The sequence below is a fragment of the Actinomadura sp. NPDC048032 genome (assembly GCF_040653175.1).
Classification (GTDB): Bacteria; Actinomycetota; Actinomycetes; order Streptosporangiales; family Streptosporangiaceae; genus Spirillospora; species Spirillospora verrucosospora.
Genome location: NZ_JBEZJP010000054.1, coordinates 13605 through 29559 on the forward strand (window position 1 = coordinate 13605; position 15955 = coordinate 29559).

Below are 15955 nucleotides of genomic sequence, written 5' to 3' on the forward strand. Positions count from 1 at the left end.
CCGCTCGTTTCGCCACCTTCGCCAGCCTTTCGATCAAGTGAGCCACTCGGTCCCCAGCACGGTCAGCCGAACTCCACCAGCGCCGCGTGGAGCCGGACGAGCAGGTCGTGGTCCGCGGGCGCCCAGTCGGCGGGGACCTCCTCGCGGACGGGCGGGGCGCCGGGCCCGTCCGGCGGGCCGGTCCGCACCAGCGACGCCGCGGCGAGCCCCCGCACGGCGAGCAGGCACGCGAACACCGTCCGCCCGAGCTCGCGGGCCAGTTGGGCGGGGGTGCGCCTGCCGTCGGCGTTGAGCAGGATCTCCGCCTGGAGGCCGGTCAGGATGACGCGCTGCCTCCGGACGCGCCGGACCGGCACCACCGGCGCGACGTCGACGCTCCCGTCGGGCCAGGCGGCGTCGAGGAGGGCGCGGCGGCGGCGCTGCTCGTGGACGAGCGTCGCCACGGTGACCCGCCGGGGGCCGCCGCTCGGCGGTCCCTCGGTGAACGCCGGCTCGGCCCGCGAGGCGAGGAGGAGGCAGGCGGCGTCGAACATCGCGAGCAGACCGGCCAGTTCCCGGTCGGGCCCGTCCGGGAGGTCGCCGGGGCCCGGCGTGTGCCGGCTCTCGGCGAGGGTGACGGCCCCGCGGTCGACATGGAACGCGCCGTCGCCGCCCACCCGCAGCAGGCCGGTGGCCTTCTCGTGTTCCAGGGCCGCCAGGGCCCCGGCGACCCATCCCGCGTTCGCGTCCGCCATGTCATCCGCCCGTGATCTCGCCGAGGAGATCGCGCACGCGGAGCCGGGCGAGCGCGATGTTGCCCCTTTCCCGGTCGAGCAGTAAATGGACGAACAGATGTCCGTCGAGATTCGCTCCGGTAAGGGCCAGCAAATGATATCCGTCCGTTCCGCAGACAATGATCTCCTCGACGTCGTCCCCCGCCGCGGTGGCGCTGAGCGCCGGCGACGCCAGCACCGCCCGCACCACGTCGGTCGCGCCGGCGGCGTCCTCGTGCTGGTCGAGGACGTCCTCCCGGCCGGCCGCCGCCACGGCGAGCCCGCTGGCGCAGTCGACCAGCGTGACCCGCCGCGCCCCCGGAATGGTCATCATCGACGCGAGGCACCCGTCAATGCCCAAGCCCATTTCCCCACCGAATGAGAGTTGCAAGGACTCGACCATAGCCAGAACATTGCCGCTCGCAAGACTTATCCGCAATTTTCCCGAGACAATCATGTATGGGGTATAAATACCGCCTGGTATGACGGGCGGTCAGGGTCGGTGCGAGGCGTCGCCCCCGGAATCGGTTCCCACCGCCCCGCCGGTTGGGGGTCGTCCGCAACCGCGTCAGCACGTGCGCCGGACCTCGCCGAGGCGGCGGGCCAGGTACCGGCGGTCGGCGTCGGCGCGGGCCAGCGCGAGCGCCTCCCGGTAGGCCGCGGCGGCCTCCTCGGACTGGCCGAGGCGACGCAGGAGGTCCGCGCGGGTGGCGTGGAACAGGTGGTAGCCGTCCAGGCCCTCGATGCGGTCGGCCAGCGCCAGGCCCGCCAGGGGGCCGTCCGCCATCGCCACCGCGACGGCCCGGTTGAGCCGGACGACGGGCCCGGACACCAGCGCTTCGAGCCTTCCGTACAGGGCGGCGATCTGCGGCCAGTCGGTCTCGCCCGCCGTGCGCGCGGCGCCATGGCACGCGGCGATGGCCGCCTGCACCTGGTAGGGGCCGGGCTCGCCCCGGCGGAGGGCCTCGTCCACGAGCGCGGCGCCCTCGGCGATCGCCGCGCGGTCCCAGCGGCTCCGGTCCTGGTCCTCCAGGGCGACCAGGTCGCCGGCCCCGTCCGTCCGCGCGGCGTGCCGCGAGTGCTGGAGCAGCAGGAGCGCGAGGAGCCCGGCGACCTCCGGGTCGTCCGGGGCCAGGCCGCGCAGGAGCCGGGCGAGGCGGATCGCCTCCGCGCACAGGCCGGCGCGCACCGGGTCGGCGCCCTCGGTCGCCGCGTACCCCTCGTTGAACAGCAGGTACACGACGCCGAGGACCGCCGCCGTACGCTCCGGCAGCAGGTGCGCGGGCGGCACCCGGTACGGGATGCCCGCCTGGCGGATCTTCCGCTTGGCCCGGACGAGGCGCTGCGCCATCGCGGGCTCGGCGACCAGGAACGCTCGCGCGATCTCCCCGGTGGTCAGGCCGAGGACCGTGCGCAGCGTGAGCGCCACGCGGGCCTCGACCGGCAGCGCCGGATGGCAGCAGGTGAAGACCAGCCGGAGCCGGTCGTCGGGCGGGCCGCCCGGGTCCGGCCCCTCCTCCGCGTCCGCCATCGCCCCCAGCTCCCTGAGCTTCGCGGTCTCCGTCGCGCCGCGCCGGATCCGGTTCAGCGCGTGGTTGCGGGCCGTCGTGGTCAGCCAGGCGCCCGGCCGGCGCGGCACCCCGTCGTCCGGCCAGCGTTCGAGGGCGCGCGCGAACGCCTCCTGGGCGCACTCCTCGGCGAGGTCCCAGTCGCCCGTCATGCGGATGAGGGTCGCGACGACCCGGCCCCACTCCTCGCGGAAGGCCGCCGCGACCGCACGCCCCGCATCCGTCACTGCTGTCTCCGTCACTCCTCCCCGAACGGCCAGAGCGGCCGCACCTCGATCGAGCCGCGCCGCGCCGACGGGTGCCGGGACGCGACGTCGAGCGCCTCCTCCAGGTCGGCGCAGTCGATCAGGTCGAAGCCGAGGATCTGCTCCTTGGTCTCGGCGAACGGCCCGTCCGACAGCAGCGTCTCGCCGTCCCGCACGCGCACGGTGGTCGCGGTGTCGGTGAGGCGCAGCCGGTCGCCGAACCTCCGGACGCCGCGGCCGTCCATCTCCTTCACCCACGCCTCGGTGTCGGCGATCATCGCGTCCTGCTCGGCGGGGCTCATCTCCTGCTCCTCGACCCCGCAGATCAGCATCAGGTAGTGCATCGTTCCTCCTCCTGTAGGTGGTGACCCTCGCCGGCTCCGAAACTCGTCGCCGGGGGCCGTCACTCTGTCGACACTCGGGCCCACCCGATTTCGACACCCGGCCGGTACGGAAGGCAGAGTTCTTCCATGAGGCTTCTGATGCTGGGCGGGACGGAGTTCGTCGGACGGGCGATCACCGAAGAGGCTCTTGCCCGCGGCTGGGACGTCACGGTCTTCCACAGAGGGCGCCACGAGCCGCCCCAGGGAGTCGTCTCGCTGCACGGCGACCGCACCGCGGAGGGCGGTCTCAAGGCGCTTGAGGACGGAGAGTGGGACGCCGTCATCGACACCTGGTCCGCCGCACCGTTCGTCGTCCGGAACACAGCGCGCCTGCTCGATGGACGCGTCACGCGGTACGCCTACATCTCCAGCCGCTCGGTGTACCGGTACCCGGAACCGTACGGGCTCGGCGAAGAAGCCGAGGTCGTGGACGGCTCCCCGGACGACGGCGACGTCGACTACGCGGAGGCGAAGCGCGGAGGCGAACTCGCGGCGCTCGACGTCTACGGGGACAACGCCCTCCTGGTCCGGGCGGGCCTCATCCTGGGCCCGTACGAGAACATCGGGCGGCTGCCCTGGTGGCTGACGCGCATGGCACGGGGCGGCGACGTCCTGGCGCCCGGCCCGCGCGACGTCGGCCTGCAGTACATCGACGTGCGGGACCTCGCCGTCTGGACCCTGGACGCCGTCGAACGCGGGCTCGGCGGCCCCTACGACCTGGTCAGCCCACCCGGCCACACGACGATGGAGGAACTGCTCCAGTCCTGCGTCGACGTGACGGGGGCGGAGGCGAATCTCGTCTGGACGGCCCCCGAAGCGATTCTGGAAGCGGGCATCGAGCCGTGGACCGACCTTCCCGTCTGGCTCCCGCCCGGGGAGGCGTACGACACCCTGCACCGGGGCGATGTCGGCAAGGCTCTCGCCGCGGGGCTGCGGTGCAGGCCCGTCCAGGAGACGGTCGCGGACACCTGGGCCTGGCTCCGGTCGATAGGCGGCAGCGCTCCGCAGCGCCCCGACCGTCCCGTGGTCGGTCTGCCCCCCGAGAAGGAGGCCGAGGTCCTGGGCTCCCGCTGACCTCCGGTGCGGGCGCGGGCCGGCCGCGCTGTGGACACATCGGCGCCCGTCCGCTAGAGAGGCGTTCTATGACCGCTTTGGTACTCGGCCCCCACCTCCGGCACGTGAGTCACCGCACCGCGACGATCTGGGTGGAGACCGATCGTCCGTGCGAGGTCAGGGTCGTCAACCGGGAGCAGGGGGTGGACGCCGCCGCCCGCACCTTCACGGCGCACGGCCACCACTACGCCGTCGTCGAGATCGACGGGCTGGAGCCGGGGGCGCGGATCCCGTACGAGGTGGAGGCGGACGGCGAGACCGTCTGGCCCGAGGCCGGCGCCGGGTTCCCCCCGTCCCGCATCAGGACGCTGCGCGAGCACGGCGAGCTGCGCATCTCCTTCGGCTCCTGCCGCCGCTCGCCCGGGACCGTGGAGGAGTACGGGCACGACGCCCTCACCGCATTCGCCGACAGGCTCCGGACCGGCGGGGAGGACACCGTCTGGCCGGACGTCCTGCTCATGGTCGGCGACCAGGTGTACGCCGACGAGCTGACCCCCCAGATGCGCGAGTTCATCAGCGGCCGCCGCGCCCCGGGCTCGCCGCCGGACGACGAGGTCGCCGACTACGAGGACTACACCCAGCTCTACAAGCTCGCCTGGCACGACGACCCCGCCGTCCGGTGGCTGCTGTCCACCGTCCCCACCTTCACGATCTTCGATGACCACGACATCCGCGACGACTGGAACACCTCGTACACCTGGCGCCGGGAGATGTGGTCCCAGCCCTGGTGGAAGGCGCGCATCACCGGCGGCATCGGGTCGTACTGGATCTACCAGCACCTCGGGAACATGTCGCCTCAGGACCGGGCGTCCGACCCCGTCTTCGCGGCCGTCCGGGCCGCCTCCGACGAGACCGGCGACGCGGGCGCCGTCCTCGACGCGTTCGCCGAGAAGGCCGACAAGCAGCCCGAGACCACGCGCTGGAGCTACGCCCACGACTGGGCCGGCACGCGCCTGATCGTCGTCGACAGCCGGTGCTCCCGCCTCCTCACCGACGACCGGCGCGGCATGCTCGACGACGAGGAGTTCGACTGGCTGGACGGCCAGTGCCAGGGCGGCATGGACCACCTGCTCATCGCCAGCTCGCTCCCCTTCCTGCTCCCCATGGCCATCCACCACGCCGAGTCGTGGAACGAGGCCGTGGCCGAGGGCGCGTGGGGCAGGCGCGGCGCGGCGGTCGGCGAGAAGATCCGCCAGGCCGCCGACCTGGAGCACTGGGCCGCGTTCGAGAGGTCGTTCCGCGCCGTCGCCGCCGGCGTCGTCGCCGTCGGGCGCGGGGAGCGCGGCCCCGCGCCGGCGAGCATCTCGTTCCTGTCCGGCGACATCCACTACTCCTACCTGGCGCGGATCACCGCGCCCGCCACCCAGTCGAAGATCACCCAGATCGTCTGCTCGCCCCTGCGCAACCCGCTGGAGGGCAAGTTCCGGTGGGCGAACCGCATCGCCTACTCGCGGGCCGCCGGCCGGCCGTTCCGCGTCCTGGCGAGGCTGGCGAAGGTGCCCGCGCCGCCGATCCGGTGGCGGATGACGAACGGCCCCTGGTTCGACAACGCCATCGCCACCGTCGAGCTGTCCGGAAGCGCCTGCGGCGTGCGGTGGGAGACGCCCGGGACCAGCGGCACGATGTCCGAGATGGGGCGCACCGAGATCACGTGACGGACGGGTGCGTTCGTTTCACCCCCTCGATGAAACGAACGCACCCGCCGCGTGGACGACCCCGCCCAGACGCCGTCCACACCCCTCCAACGGCGCCGTGTCCCGGCTATGACGCGGCTCCCGCAGATATCTGTGACCAAAATGAGCGACAACAGGTGGTCAATCAGTCACAATGAGCAAGCATGGGACCAGGGGACGAGGTGGCGGCGCCCGGCGGCGCCGAGCCGAGCGATGCCGCACTCATCTCCCGGACCCGCGAGGGCGACGACGCCGCCTACGGCACGCTCTACCAGCGGCACCTGCCCGCCGCGCGCCGGCTCGCCGGCCATCTGGCCGGGCGCGACGCCGCCGAGGACGCCGTCCAGGACGCGTTCGCCAAGGTCCTCTCCGTGCTCAGGCGCGGCGGCGGGCCCGACTCCGGCTTCCGGCCCTACCTGCTGACGGCCGTCCGGCGGACGGTCTACGACCGGCAGCGCGCCGACCGGCGCGTCCACCACACCGGCGACATCGAGGCGTACGAGGTCGAGGAGCCCTTCGACGACCCCGCGGTCGAGAGGCTGGAACGCTCGATGGTCGCGCGGGCCTTCCTGTCGCTGCCCGAGCGGTGGCAGACCGTCCTCTGGCACACCGAGGTCGAGGACGAGAAGCCCGCCGACGTCGCCCCGATCCTGGGCCTGACCGCGAACGGCGCCGCCGCGCTCGCCTACCGGGCCCGCGAGGGGCTGCGGCAGGCCTACCTCCAGATGCACCTCGACGGCCTCGACCCCGGCGACGCGTGCCGTCCCGTCCTGGACAAGCTCGGCGCCTACGTTCGCGACGCGCTGCCGGGCCGCGACTCCCGCCGGGTCGGGCGCCATCTGGACGGCTGCAAGCGCTGCAAGGGCCTCCACACGGAACTGGCGCAGGTGAACACGGCACTGCGCGACGTCATCGGGCCGCTCGTCCTGGGCTCGGCGGGCACCGCCTACCTGGCGTCCAAGGGCGGCTTCCTCCTGTGGGCACGGCATCTGCCCAAAGGCCGGCAGCAGGTGCTCGCGGGGTCCGTGGTGGCCGCCGCCTGCGCGGTGGCGCTCGCCCTCACGCTCGTGTCCGACGACCGGCCCGTCCCCCCGCCTCGCACACCGCCGCCCGCCGCCGCCGAGCCGGTCGCCCCGCCCGCCGTCCGGCCCGCCGCGAAACCGCCCGCGGTCAGGCCGCCGGCGGCGAAGCCGCTCGCGAAGAAGCAGGCCCCCGTCCGGCCGGCGGCCCGCCCCCGGGCCACGCCGCCCCGCCCGGCGCCGAAGCCTTGGGTGAGGCCGCCGCACGTCAGCAGGCCTTCCGAGCCCGCCCCGCCCCCGCCCAGTCCCGTCGAACGCCCTGGAGGCCTGCTGGTCCACATCGAAGTGCGGGTGCCGCTGCTGCCGGTCGAGGTGCGCGTCCACGTGGACGTCGACACGCCAGGCGGCGACATCCGCTTCATACGGCACCACGCCGCCTCCCGCGGCGATGCCCGCGGTCACGGCCGCCCTCCCGGGTTGAAGTGAGGGTCGCGGGCACGCCTGCACTGACCCCGCCATCTGATTCTTCCCGTAAAGATCCTTCGGAAGGGCCGGACGGAGCCTGAAGGGCTGGTAGCGTCCGCCGCGGCTCCCGAATCCTTGTTACCGAGGAGTCGCCAACCGGCGGCTTGCCATGAAAGAGTGGCGAATCGCCGTAACGGCCTACCGGGCAGACGGGCTTCACTACGCTATAAGCGCCCGGGGTCGCTACGCCGAAATGGGCACGCTGTGAGCTCCCGTGTTGAGGAAGGGCGGTGCCGCATGGATCGCTGCGCCCTGTTCGTGGACGCCGGCTACCTGCTGGCGGACGGTGCCATGGCGGTACACGGCACGCGCCATCGCGAGACCGTCTCGTGGGACTTCGGCGGCCTCCTGCAACTCCTCGGCAACCTCGCCAGGGAGCGCACCGGCATGCCGCTGCTGCGCTGCTACTGGTACGAGGCGACGGTCGAGGGGCGCCGCAACCCCGAGCACGACGCGCTGGCCGACCTGCCGGGCCTCAAGCTGCGGCTCGGCCGCATCCGCCCCGGCCGCCGCGAGGGCGTCGACACCGAGATCCACCGCGACCTGATGGCCCTGGCCCGCAACTCGGCGCTCGCCGACGCCGTCCTGGTCAGCGGCGACGAGGACCTCGCCCAGGTCGTCGCGGACGCGCAGGACCTCGGCGTCCGCGTCACGGTCGTGCACGTCGCCGTCGACGGCAACTGGACGATCTCCCGGGTGCTGCGCCAGGAGTGCGACGACCTCATCGAGATCGGCTCCAGCCACCTGCGCCCCTACGTCAACCTGCTCACCGGCGTCGACGGGGGCTCCTCGCTCGGGACGAGCCCGCTGTCCAACGGGCACGGAAGCACGAACGGGCACGCCTCCTCGCTCGGGCCGCTCCAGAGCCCCGCCGGCAACGGGCCGCCGCCCGCCTCCCCGCTGAGCATCCCGCCCGCGACCCCGGCCCCCGCGCCCGCCCCTTCGCCGGCTCCGGCGGTCCGCGACCTCGGCCCGGCCATGACCGGCGGGCTGGGCGGCGGGTCCTCCCCGACCGGCGGGCACGGCATCGGCACCGGGCCCATGCCGCTGCCCGGTGGCACGGGCGGCGGGCTCGCCGGATCGTCCTACGGCACCGGCGGGCTGCCGCTCCCGCCGAATCCCGCCCCGGCCGGGCCGTCCTCGACGCAGGCCCCGTCTCCGCCCGCGCCGCCGGCCCCCAGCCCGCAGTACACCTCGTCCCCCATCCCGGCGCCCTCCCCGCCGCCTCCCCCGCAGACGCTCCAGCCGCAGCCGTCGCCGTCCGGCGGCCAGCACGGCCCCTACACCGGCCCGCAGCAGATCTCCCCCGTCCCGGTGCAGCAGACCCCGACCCTCTCGGACGCCGTCAAGGCCGCCCACCAGGAAGGCCAGGACTTCGGCGAGTCCGTCGCCCGCGACGCCCCCGCGCTGTGGCTGGAGGCGGTCCTCGCCCGCAAGCCGCGCATGCCGTCCGACCTCGAGGCCCGGCTCCTGCAGGGCTCCTCGCTGCCCATAGACTTCCTGCTGCACGACGAGGTCCGCCACGCCCTGCGCCGCGGCTTCTGGGACGCGCTCGAACGTTCCCGCAGGTGACCTGACGTCGTTAGCCCCGGTATTCCACGATCATCATCGATTCGCCCGCTTCGGCCGGGCGGCGCCGGGTAGCGTTGAACCGTGACGCATGTGACGGAAGACGATCTCGACGACCTGGAGTTCGACACCCTGCGCACCGGCGATCACATCTCGGCGGCCCGCAGGCTGTCCGAGCTGGCCGAGTCGGTGTCGGGCGGAGTCTCACGCGCCAACGTCCTGCTGCGGGCGGGCGAGCAGTGGCAGCACGCCGGCGACCACGCCCGGGCCGCCGAGCTGTACCGCCGGGCCATGGAGGACGGCGGCGAGACCTACGGCGACCCGCGCGCCTACCTCGCCGACGCGCTCTTCGAGCTGGGCCGCGGGGACGAGGCCCGCGCCCTGGTCGACCAGATCCGCGCCGACAAGCCGCGCGACCCCGAGGTGTACCGCGCCGTCGCCGAGGTGCTCTACGCCCAGGGCGACGCCACCGGTGCCCACGAGTGGGCCACCAGCGGAGCCGACGTCGTCCTCGAACTCCGCGACCGCGCCGTGGGCACGGGCATGGGCGGCGGCCCCGACGAGGCGCCGTCCCCGGACGCCGACTCCCTCACCCCCGGCCCGGACGACGTCGCCTTGGCCGAGGACAGTCTTGAGGCCCTCCTGCGCCTCCGCTACCGAGCCCGCATCGACCTGGGGCGAAGCGAAGACGACTACGACGCCCTCCTCGACGACCTTTTGAAGAACGGGTAACTCAGGGCCCTGTCACGAGCCGCCCCGTTCAGGCTTCCTCACAAGCGGGCTATGAGTTCGCTCAGGGATTGGGCGGCGGCGGTGGGGGGTTCGTGTTCGGTCACGGGCCAGCCGCGTAGGTGAGCCTCTCTGACGGCTTGGTCGTGCTCCGGGGAGGCGGAGCGGTCCGCATGGGTCCGGAGGTACCCGCAGGGCGCCTCCGGCCAATCTGGGGCCGTGGGGAGGTCGTCCTGCGGGGCGTCGTGGTCGTGCCGGGCCGGGCGGGGCAGATCGGCGTCGACGAACACGTAGCCGCCCACGGCGCGGTGGGCGGCGCGCTGCGCCAGGCCGATGCCGGGCAGCAGAGGGCCGGCGGCCCCGTGCGCCACGAGGACGAGCGGCGGCACCGGGGCGGTCGCGGTGATGGTGAGCGAGACGCGGGCGATGTAGCGGGGGCCGGAGTCGTCCGGGACGTCCGGCGCCACGACGTCCAGGCCGTACGAGCGGAGCATCTCGGGAAGGTCGCCCCAGGAGGCCGCGGTGGCGCCGGGGGCGTGCAGCAGGACGACGGTTCCGGGTGTCACCCCGCGAACCGTACACGGCGGGGACGGAGCGCGTACGCAGGGTCAATAGGGTTCTGCACGTGAGCGATCGTGATGAGCTGCTGCAGAAGATCAAGGACAAGGCCGTGGTGCACGGCGACTTCGTGCTGTCCTCGGGGAAGCGGGCGTCCTGGTACGTGGACCTGCGCCGGGTGACGCTGGACGGGGCCGCGGCCCCGCTCGTGGGCCGGGTCATGCTGGACGCGACCGCGGACCTCGACTACGAGGCCGTGGGCGGGCTGACGCTCGGGGCGGACCCGGTGGCCGCCGCGATGCTGCACGCGGCGGCGGCCCGCGGCCGGGCCCTGGACGCGTTCGTCGTCCGCAAGGCGGGCAAGGCCCACGGGCTGCAGCGCCGGATCGAGGGGCCGGACGTGGCGGGGCGCCGGGTCCTCGCCGTGGAGGACACCTCGACCACCGGAGGCTCCGTCCTCACGGCGGTGGAGGCGCTGCGCGAGGCGGGGGCGGAGGTGGTGGCGGTCGCGACGATCCTGGAGCGCGGCGCGGCCGGCCGGATCGCCGAGGAGGGCCTGGAGTACCGGCACCCCTACGAGGTCGCCGACCTCGGTCTCGGCTAGCGGGCCTTGACGAGCCACTGGGCGCGCTGGCCGTTCGGCTCGCGCGGCTGGACCTTGCCGTAGATCGCGACCTGCAGGGAGCCGCCGTTGAGAGCGACGACCTGCAGGGGCGCCTCCTTGAACTGGAGGGTGTCGCCGGTGTTGAGCGTGCTGTTGGCGAGCACCTTGCCGCCGGCGTCGGCCACCCGGACCACGACGGTCGTCGGCTGGCCGGTCACGCGGATCACCAGGGGCAGCGGCGCCGTCGGCGACGTGGTGGTCTCGTTGCTGCTCGGTGTGGTCCGCCCGCCGTCACCGGATGGCGATGCCCCCGTCGCGGGTCCCTTCTTGTCGGGCTCGCTCATGATCGCGTTGACCAGGGCCATGCCCCCGACGATGAGCAGGGCCAAGGCGGCCATCACGGCCAAGGCCGCGATCAGTATGCGCGCGAGACCCCTAGGGTCCGACCGGTGACGTCCCACATGGGGAGGTTAGCGATAACTGTCACCGCTGAGCGACGGACGGGACTCTTCCGGACCATTCTTATTCGGACCGTGGTCCGCTTTGCGGCCCTTCAGGACCTCCCGAATGATCGGAATGACCGAGAGAACCAGGATGACCGCTACGCCCGGGAGGATGTATTTCTCAACGTCGGGCACTTCGGACCCGAGGAAGTGGCCGAGGAGGAACAGCGCGTCCGTCCAGACGATGCCGCCGATCGCGTTCCAGACGAAGAACTTCTTCGCGTCCATGCCCAGCATCCCGGCGAGCGGGTTGAGGAACGTCCGGACAATCGGGATGAACCGGGCAAGGACCACCGCCTTCGCGGGGCCGAACCGGTTGAAGTAGTACTCGGCCTTCTCCACCCACTCCTGTTTGAAGATGCGCGAGTCCGGCCGGTCGAAGAGCTTGCGGCCGTAGCGGGCGCCGAGGAAGTGGCCGAGCTGGGCGCCGGCGATCGCCGCCACCGGCCCGCCGATCAGCAGCCAGGGCAGCGACAGCGGCTGGAAGTCCTGGCCGTTGACGGTCGAGACCGCCGTGAGGATCCCCGCCGTGAACAGCAGCGAGTCGCCCGGAAGGATGCAGCCGATCAGCAGGCCGGTCTCCGCGAAGATGATGGCGAGCACGCCGATCGTCGCGAATGTGCCGAAAAGCTGCAGCCATGCGGTCGGGTGCAGCCACTCGGTGATGTCAAGGGGAAGGGCAGTGAGATCCACACAGCGAGCGTACCTTTCCCCACGCTCCGATTAGGCGAGATACTGGGCGCGGACGGCATGCCCGACCCGGAAACCGCGTGACCTGGGCAGTCACTGGGTACGCGGACGTCCGGGAGCTACCGCCCGGCCGGATGCCCGGCGGCACCCTGCGTATGAAAGGACGCTGACAATGCCCATCGCAACGCCCGAGGTCTACGCGGAGATGCTCGACCGTGCGAAGCGCGACGGCTTCGCCTTCCCCGCGATCAACGTGACGTCCAGCCAGACGCTGAACGCCGCGCTGCGCGGTTTCGCGGAGGCCGAGAGCGACGGCATCGTGCAGGTGTCCACCGGAGGAGCCGAGTACCTGTCAGGCTCCACGGTGAAGGACATGGTCACGGGCGCGACCGCGCTGGCGGAGTACGCCCGGGTCGTGGCGGCCAAGTACCCGGTGAACATCGCCCTGCACACCGACCACTGCCCGAAGGACAAGCTGGACGGCTTCATGCGGCCGCTGGTGAAGATCTCGCAGGAGCGGGTGGCGCGCGGCGAGGAGCCGCTGTTCCAGTCGCACATGTGGGACGGGTCCGCCGTCGAGCTGCACGAGAACCTGCGGATCGCCGCCGGACTCCTGGAGGAGTGCGCCAAGGCCCGGATCATCATGGAGATGGAGATCGGGGTCGTCGGCGGCGAGGAGGACGGCGTCGCCAACGAGATCAACGAGAAGCTCTACACGACGCCCGGCGACGCGCTCGCGACCGCCGAGGCCGTCGGCGTGGGCGAGAAGGGCCGCTACATCCTGGCCGCGACGTTCGGGAACGTGCACGGCGTCTACAAGCCGGGCTCGGTCAAGCTGCGTCCCGCGGTGCTCAAGGAGATCCAGGACGCGGTCGCCGCCAAGTACGGCAAGGACAAGCCGTTCGACCTGGTGTTCCACGGCGGCTCGGGCTCCACGCTGGAGGAGATCCGGGAGGCGGTGTCGTACGGCGTCGTCAAGATGAACATCGACACCGACACCCAGTACGCCTTCACCCGCCCGGTCGCCGATCACATGTTCCGCAACTACGACGGCGTGCTGAAGGTCGACGGCGAGGTCGGCAACAAGAAGCAGTACGACCCGCGCTCGTGGGGCAAGGCGGCGGAGGCCGCGATGGCCGCCCGCATCGTCCAGGCCGCCGAGAACCTCCAGTCCGCCGGCCAGAAGCTGAAGTAGCGGAGCGGGCCGGGGGCCGCGGGGCCCCCGGCCATGCCCGTTGCCTGACGAAACGCGGGTAGGCTCCGAAGCGTGGCACTGCCCCGCACGTACGACTCGCAGAACTGCTCGGTCGCCCGCTCGCTGGAGGTCGTCGGCGACCGCTGGACGATGCTGGTGATCCGCAGCGCGTTCCAGGGCGTGCGGCGCTTCGACGACTTCCAGCAGGCCCTGGGCGTGGCCCGCAACGTCCTCACCGACCGGCTCAACCGGCTCTGCGACGAGGGCATCATGCGCCGCGTCCCGTACCAGCAGCGGCCGGAGCGGCACGAGTACCGGCTGACCCGCAAGGGCGTGGAACTGTGGCCCGCGGTCATGACCCTGATGATGTGGGGCGACCGCCACTACGCGCCGGAGGGCCCGCCGCTGATCATCGGGCACCGGGGCTGCGACGGCGCGCTGACCCCCGCGTTCACGTGCGGCTCCTGCGGCGCGCACCTCGGCCCCGCCGACGTCGCCCCCCGCCCCGGCCCGAGCGCCTAGGCCGTGTTCCGGAGTCCGAGCCCCCTTCGAGCCAGGTCCTAATTCCGCCGGACGCCCCCGAGCCGGCCTCCCGTCATGGCCGGCCCTTTCCGGACGGCCCGAGATGCTCCCGGAGTGCTCGCGGCCGTCGCGGGAGCGGCTGTGCTTCCAGGCCTCCGTCGGTACCATCCGAGCCCAGGCGCGCACCGAGGACGGCAGGGCGTGGTTCGGCGATGAACAGCAGTCTGGTCCGGGCGGCGCGGCGCGGGGCGGAAGCGCAGGTCGCGCACGTCTCAGTCGTCCGGCACGCGGCCGCCCGGGGGCTGGTCGCGCGGGTCTACGGCCAGCTCGAACGGGACTTCGGCATCCTCGCGCCGCCGGTGATCCTGCACTCCCCCGTCCCCGACCTGCTCGCCGCCGTGTGGACGATGCTGCGCGAGACCCTGGTCGTGCCGGGGGAGGCCGACCGCGCGGCCAAGGAGGCCGCCGCCGCGGCGGTGTCGCTCGGCAACTCCTGCCCCTACTGCGTGGCGGCGCACAGCACCACGCTGCACGGGCTCGTGCGCGGGCGCGACGCCGCCGCGATCGCCGCGGGCAGGCTCGGCGAGGTGGGCGACCCGCGCATCCGCGCGATCGCCGAGTGGGGCGAGCGGTTCGGCACGCCCGGGGCGCCCGGGCACCCGTTCCCGCCCGAGCAGGTGCCCGAGATCGTCGGCACCGCCTTCGCCTTCCACTACTACAACCGGATGGTCAACATCTTCCTGGGCGACTCGCCGTTCCCCCCGAGGGCCCCGGCACGGGCGCACGGCGCGATCAGCCGGGTGGTGGGCCGCCTGATGGCCGCGAGCTCGCGCGCCCGGCACGCGCCGGGCGACTCCCTCGGCCTGCTGCCGGCCGCGCCGGCGTCCGGCGCGCCGCCCTGGACGGCGGGCAACGAGGTGATCGCCGATGCGCTCGCGCGCGCGTCGGCCGTCATCGACCGGGCGGGCGAGCGGGTGGTGCCGGCGCCCGTCCGGGACCTGCTGGCCGCCGAGCTCGCCGGGTGGGACGGGCGCACGGCCGAGCCCGCGCGGATCGACGCGGCCGTGGCCGGGCTTCCGCCGGCGGACCGTCCCGCCGGACGGCTCGTGCTGCTGACCGCGCTCGCCTCGCACCGGGTCGGCCCGGCGGTCATCGCGGAGTTCCGCCGCGACGACGGTGCGGACGCCCGCCTGCTGGAATGCCTGGCATGGGCCGCGTTCACCGCCGCGCGGGCGGCGGCGGCCTGACCCGGGCCGCCGGAGTTACTGGCCGTTTCGCGGAATTCGGTCCCCCTTTTTGAAAGCTTGCCGGGCTCGATGGAAATTGCGACCATCTGGCCATGGTGGTTCGGCTTACGGAAGAGAACTGGGCGGCGACCCGGAAGTATCTGCGCGAGACCGGCGACCGGTTCGCCGGGCTGCTGACCTCGCCCGGTTCCGACGCGAATGCCACCGCCACCTGGACCGTCACCGATACGGCGGCGCACGTCGCCACTCTCGCGCGGTTCTATCACCAGATGGTCGATCCTGCCGGGTGCGACGATCCCCTGGCCGTGCCCGACGAACTCGTCCGGAGCACGATCGTCGATACGGTCGACGCCGCGAACGAGGAATTGCTGCGCCTTTTCCCCGAGCGCGATCCGCGGGCGCTCGCCGACCTCCTGGTCCGCGATGTCGGCCGGATCCTGACGGCGACGCGGGACGCGGATCCGACGACGGCGCTGCCCTGGCTGGGCGGCTCGCGCGTCCCGCTCGGCGGGCTGCTGGCGCACCTCCTCAACGAGCTCCAGATCCACGGGCGGGACATGGCCCGGCCCATGCGCAGGCCCTGGCACGTCCCGGCGCGGGAGGCGGCCCCCTTCTTCGAGATGTTCCTCGTCGGGGTGACCGAGTACGGGTACGGACGGCTGCTGGACGGCCACGGCCCCGCGCCCGCCGGGCGGATCTCCGTCGAGTTCCGCTCCGACCACACCGCCCCCGTGGTGATGGCGATGACCGACGGGTTCGTCACCGTGGAGGAGCCGGACGGCCGCCCCGACGTGCGGCTCTTCTTCGACCCGACGGCGCTCAACCTGATGCTGTTCGGACGGATCGGCAGGGCGCGGGCGGTGCTGAGCCGCAAGGTCGTCATCCGGGGCCGGCGGCCCTGGGTCCTCCCCGCATTCCTGCGGATCGTGCGTCTTCCCTCGTAAACGGCGACGCCGCGCTTTTCACCGCCCCTCACGAGGTGGACCGGCAACGGCCGCCGATGATTTCTCGCCGCCGCGCGGGTCTGTACATGTGATCATCCCGGCGAGGTGAGGAGCCG

17 protein-coding genes are annotated in these 15955 nt (G+C 73.1%); 10 read left to right on the plus strand and 7 right to left on the minus strand.

The window, feature by feature from the left end; translation table 11 throughout:
- Positions 1-62: 62 nt before the first annotated feature.
- From AB0C69_RS10475 to AB0C69_RS10490, 4 genes are all read right to left on the minus strand, one after another.
- On the minus strand, positions 63-734 hold the full coding sequence (locus AB0C69_RS10475; protein WP_360352351.1) for a hypothetical protein: 672 nt from the start codon (positions 732-734) through the stop codon (positions 63-65).
- A gap of 1 nt (position 735) precedes the next feature.
- Entirely contained in the window at positions 736-1155 is a 420-nt protein-coding gene (locus AB0C69_RS10480; RefSeq protein WP_345171344.1) for a hypothetical protein, read from the minus strand.
- 165 nt (positions 1156-1320) lie between these two features.
- A complete protein-coding gene (locus tag AB0C69_RS10485) occupies positions 1321-2547 on the minus strand; it encodes a sigma-70 family RNA polymerase sigma factor (protein WP_360352354.1) in 1227 nt (408 codons plus the stop codon).
- Between the two features lie 11 nt (positions 2548-2558).
- Complete coding sequence (locus tag AB0C69_RS10490; protein WP_345171348.1) at positions 2559-2909, minus strand: YciI family protein; 351 nt, start codon at positions 2907-2909, stop codon at positions 2559-2561.
- A gap of 126 nt (positions 2910-3035) precedes the next feature.
- Between AB0C69_RS10490 and AB0C69_RS10495 the strand changes: the two genes are divergently transcribed.
- The 5 genes from AB0C69_RS10495 (at position 3036) to AB0C69_RS10515 (ending at position 9579) form a co-directional block, all read left to right on the plus strand.
- The gene (locus AB0C69_RS10495; protein ID WP_360352358.1) at positions 3036-4022 is read left to right on the plus strand and encodes an NAD-dependent epimerase/dehydratase family protein; all 987 of its coding nucleotides are present in this window, start codon (positions 3036-3038) and stop codon (positions 4020-4022) included.
- A 104-nt stretch (positions 4023-4126) separates the two neighbouring features.
- Positions 4127-5716: an alkaline phosphatase D family protein gene (locus AB0C69_RS10500; protein WP_360352361.1), complete on the plus strand. Its 1590-nt coding sequence runs from the start codon at positions 4127-4129 to the stop codon at positions 5714-5716.
- A gap of 182 nt (positions 5717-5898) precedes the next feature.
- Positions 5899-7239, plus strand: a complete 1341-nt coding sequence (locus AB0C69_RS10505) for a sigma-70 family RNA polymerase sigma factor (protein WP_360352364.1) — start codon at positions 5899-5901, stop codon at positions 7237-7239.
- A 276-nt stretch (positions 7240-7515) separates the two neighbouring features.
- Positions 7516-8850, plus strand: coding sequence for an NYN domain-containing protein (locus AB0C69_RS10510; RefSeq protein WP_353831926.1), 1335 nt, complete (start codon positions 7516-7518; stop codon positions 8848-8850).
- An 81-nt stretch (positions 8851-8931) separates the two neighbouring features.
- Positions 8932-9579, plus strand: a complete 648-nt coding sequence (locus AB0C69_RS10515; RefSeq protein WP_353831925.1) for a tetratricopeptide repeat protein — start codon at positions 8932-8934, stop codon at positions 9577-9579.
- A 38-nt stretch (positions 9580-9617) separates the two neighbouring features.
- On the opposite strand, the gene AB0C69_RS10520 is transcribed toward AB0C69_RS10515, so the two are convergent.
- The gene (locus AB0C69_RS10520) at positions 9618-10142 is read right to left on the minus strand and encodes a hypothetical protein (protein ID WP_360352369.1); all 525 of its coding nucleotides are present in this window, start codon (positions 10140-10142) and stop codon (positions 9618-9620) included.
- 59 nt (positions 10143-10201) lie between these two features.
- Between AB0C69_RS10520 and pyrE the strand changes: the two genes are divergently transcribed.
- Positions 10202-10738, plus strand: a complete 537-nt coding sequence (gene pyrE, locus AB0C69_RS10525; RefSeq protein WP_345171362.1) for an orotate phosphoribosyltransferase — start codon at positions 10202-10204, stop codon at positions 10736-10738.
- On the opposite strand, the gene AB0C69_RS10530 is transcribed toward pyrE, so the two are convergent.
- Both AB0C69_RS10530 and AB0C69_RS10535 read right to left on the minus strand, forming a co-directional pair.
- Positions 10735-11136 (minus strand): RodZ domain-containing protein, encoded by a 402-nt coding sequence (locus AB0C69_RS10530; RefSeq protein ID WP_345171829.1) that lies wholly within the window; start codon positions 11134-11136, stop codon positions 10735-10737. The two genes, pyrE and AB0C69_RS10530, sit on opposite strands and share 4 nt — an antisense overlap.
- A 72-nt stretch (positions 11137-11208) precedes the next feature.
- Positions 11209-11934: a DedA family protein gene (locus tag AB0C69_RS10535; RefSeq protein WP_345171364.1), complete on the minus strand. Its 726-nt coding sequence runs from the start codon at positions 11932-11934 to the stop codon at positions 11209-11211.
- A gap of 169 nt (positions 11935-12103) precedes the next feature.
- On the opposite strand from AB0C69_RS10535, the gene fbaA reads away from it, so the two are divergent.
- The 4 genes from fbaA to AB0C69_RS10555 all read left to right on the plus strand — a co-directional run bounded on the left by fbaA (position 12104) and on the right by AB0C69_RS10555 (position 15839).
- Entirely contained in the window at positions 12104-13126 is a 1023-nt protein-coding gene (gene fbaA, locus AB0C69_RS10540; protein ID WP_360352374.1) for a class II fructose-bisphosphate aldolase, read from the plus strand.
- A 72-nt stretch (positions 13127-13198) separates the two neighbouring features.
- Positions 13199-13648 carry a helix-turn-helix domain-containing protein gene (locus tag AB0C69_RS10545; RefSeq protein WP_345171368.1) on the plus strand — a complete coding sequence of 150 codons (450 nt, stop codon included), beginning with the start codon at positions 13199-13201 and terminating at the stop codon, positions 13646-13648.
- Positions 13649-13860: 212 nt separating this feature from the next.
- The gene (locus AB0C69_RS10550) at positions 13861-14895 is read left to right on the plus strand and encodes a carboxymuconolactone decarboxylase family protein (RefSeq protein ID WP_360352377.1); all 1035 of its coding nucleotides are present in this window, start codon (positions 13861-13863) and stop codon (positions 14893-14895) included.
- Between the two features lie 92 nt (positions 14896-14987).
- The gene (locus AB0C69_RS10555) at positions 14988-15839 is read left to right on the plus strand and encodes a maleylpyruvate isomerase N-terminal domain-containing protein (RefSeq protein WP_360352380.1); all 852 of its coding nucleotides are present in this window, start codon (positions 14988-14990) and stop codon (positions 15837-15839) included.
- The last annotated feature ends 116 nt before the right edge of the window (positions 15840-15955 follow it).

Coding starts and splice junctions, on each gene's coding strand:
- AB0C69_RS10475 (WP_360352351.1), bottom strand. CDS start 734: ATGGCGGACGCGAACGCGGGATGGGTCGCCGGGGCCCTGGCGGCCCTG.
- AB0C69_RS10480 (WP_345171344.1), bottom strand. CDS start 1,155: ATGGTCGAGTCCTTGCAACTCTCATTCGGTGGGGAAATGGGCTTGGGC.
- AB0C69_RS10490 (WP_345171348.1), bottom strand. CDS start 2,909: ATGCACTACCTGATGCTGATCTGCGGGGTCGAGGAGCAGGAGATGAGC.
- AB0C69_RS10495 (WP_360352358.1), top strand. CDS start 3,036: ATGAGGCTTCTGATGCTGGGCGGGACGGAGTTCGTCGGACGGGCGATC.
- AB0C69_RS10505 (WP_360352364.1), top strand. CDS start 5,899: ATGGGACCAGGGGACGAGGTGGCGGCGCCCGGCGGCGCCGAGCCGAGC.
- AB0C69_RS10510 (WP_353831926.1), top strand. CDS start 7,516: ATGGATCGCTGCGCCCTGTTCGTGGACGCCGGCTACCTGCTGGCGGAC.
- AB0C69_RS10530 (WP_345171829.1), bottom strand. CDS start 11,136: ATGGCCGCCTTGGCCCTGCTCATCGTCGGGGGCATGGCCCTGGTCAAC.
- fbaA (WP_360352374.1), top strand. CDS start 12,104: ATGCCCATCGCAACGCCCGAGGTCTACGCGGAGATGCTCGACCGTGCG.
- AB0C69_RS10550 (WP_360352377.1), top strand. CDS start 13,861: ATGAACAGCAGTCTGGTCCGGGCGGCGCGGCGCGGGGCGGAAGCGCAG.
- AB0C69_RS10555 (WP_360352380.1), top strand. CDS start 14,988: ATGGTGGTTCGGCTTACGGAAGAGAACTGGGCGGCGACCCGGAAGTAT.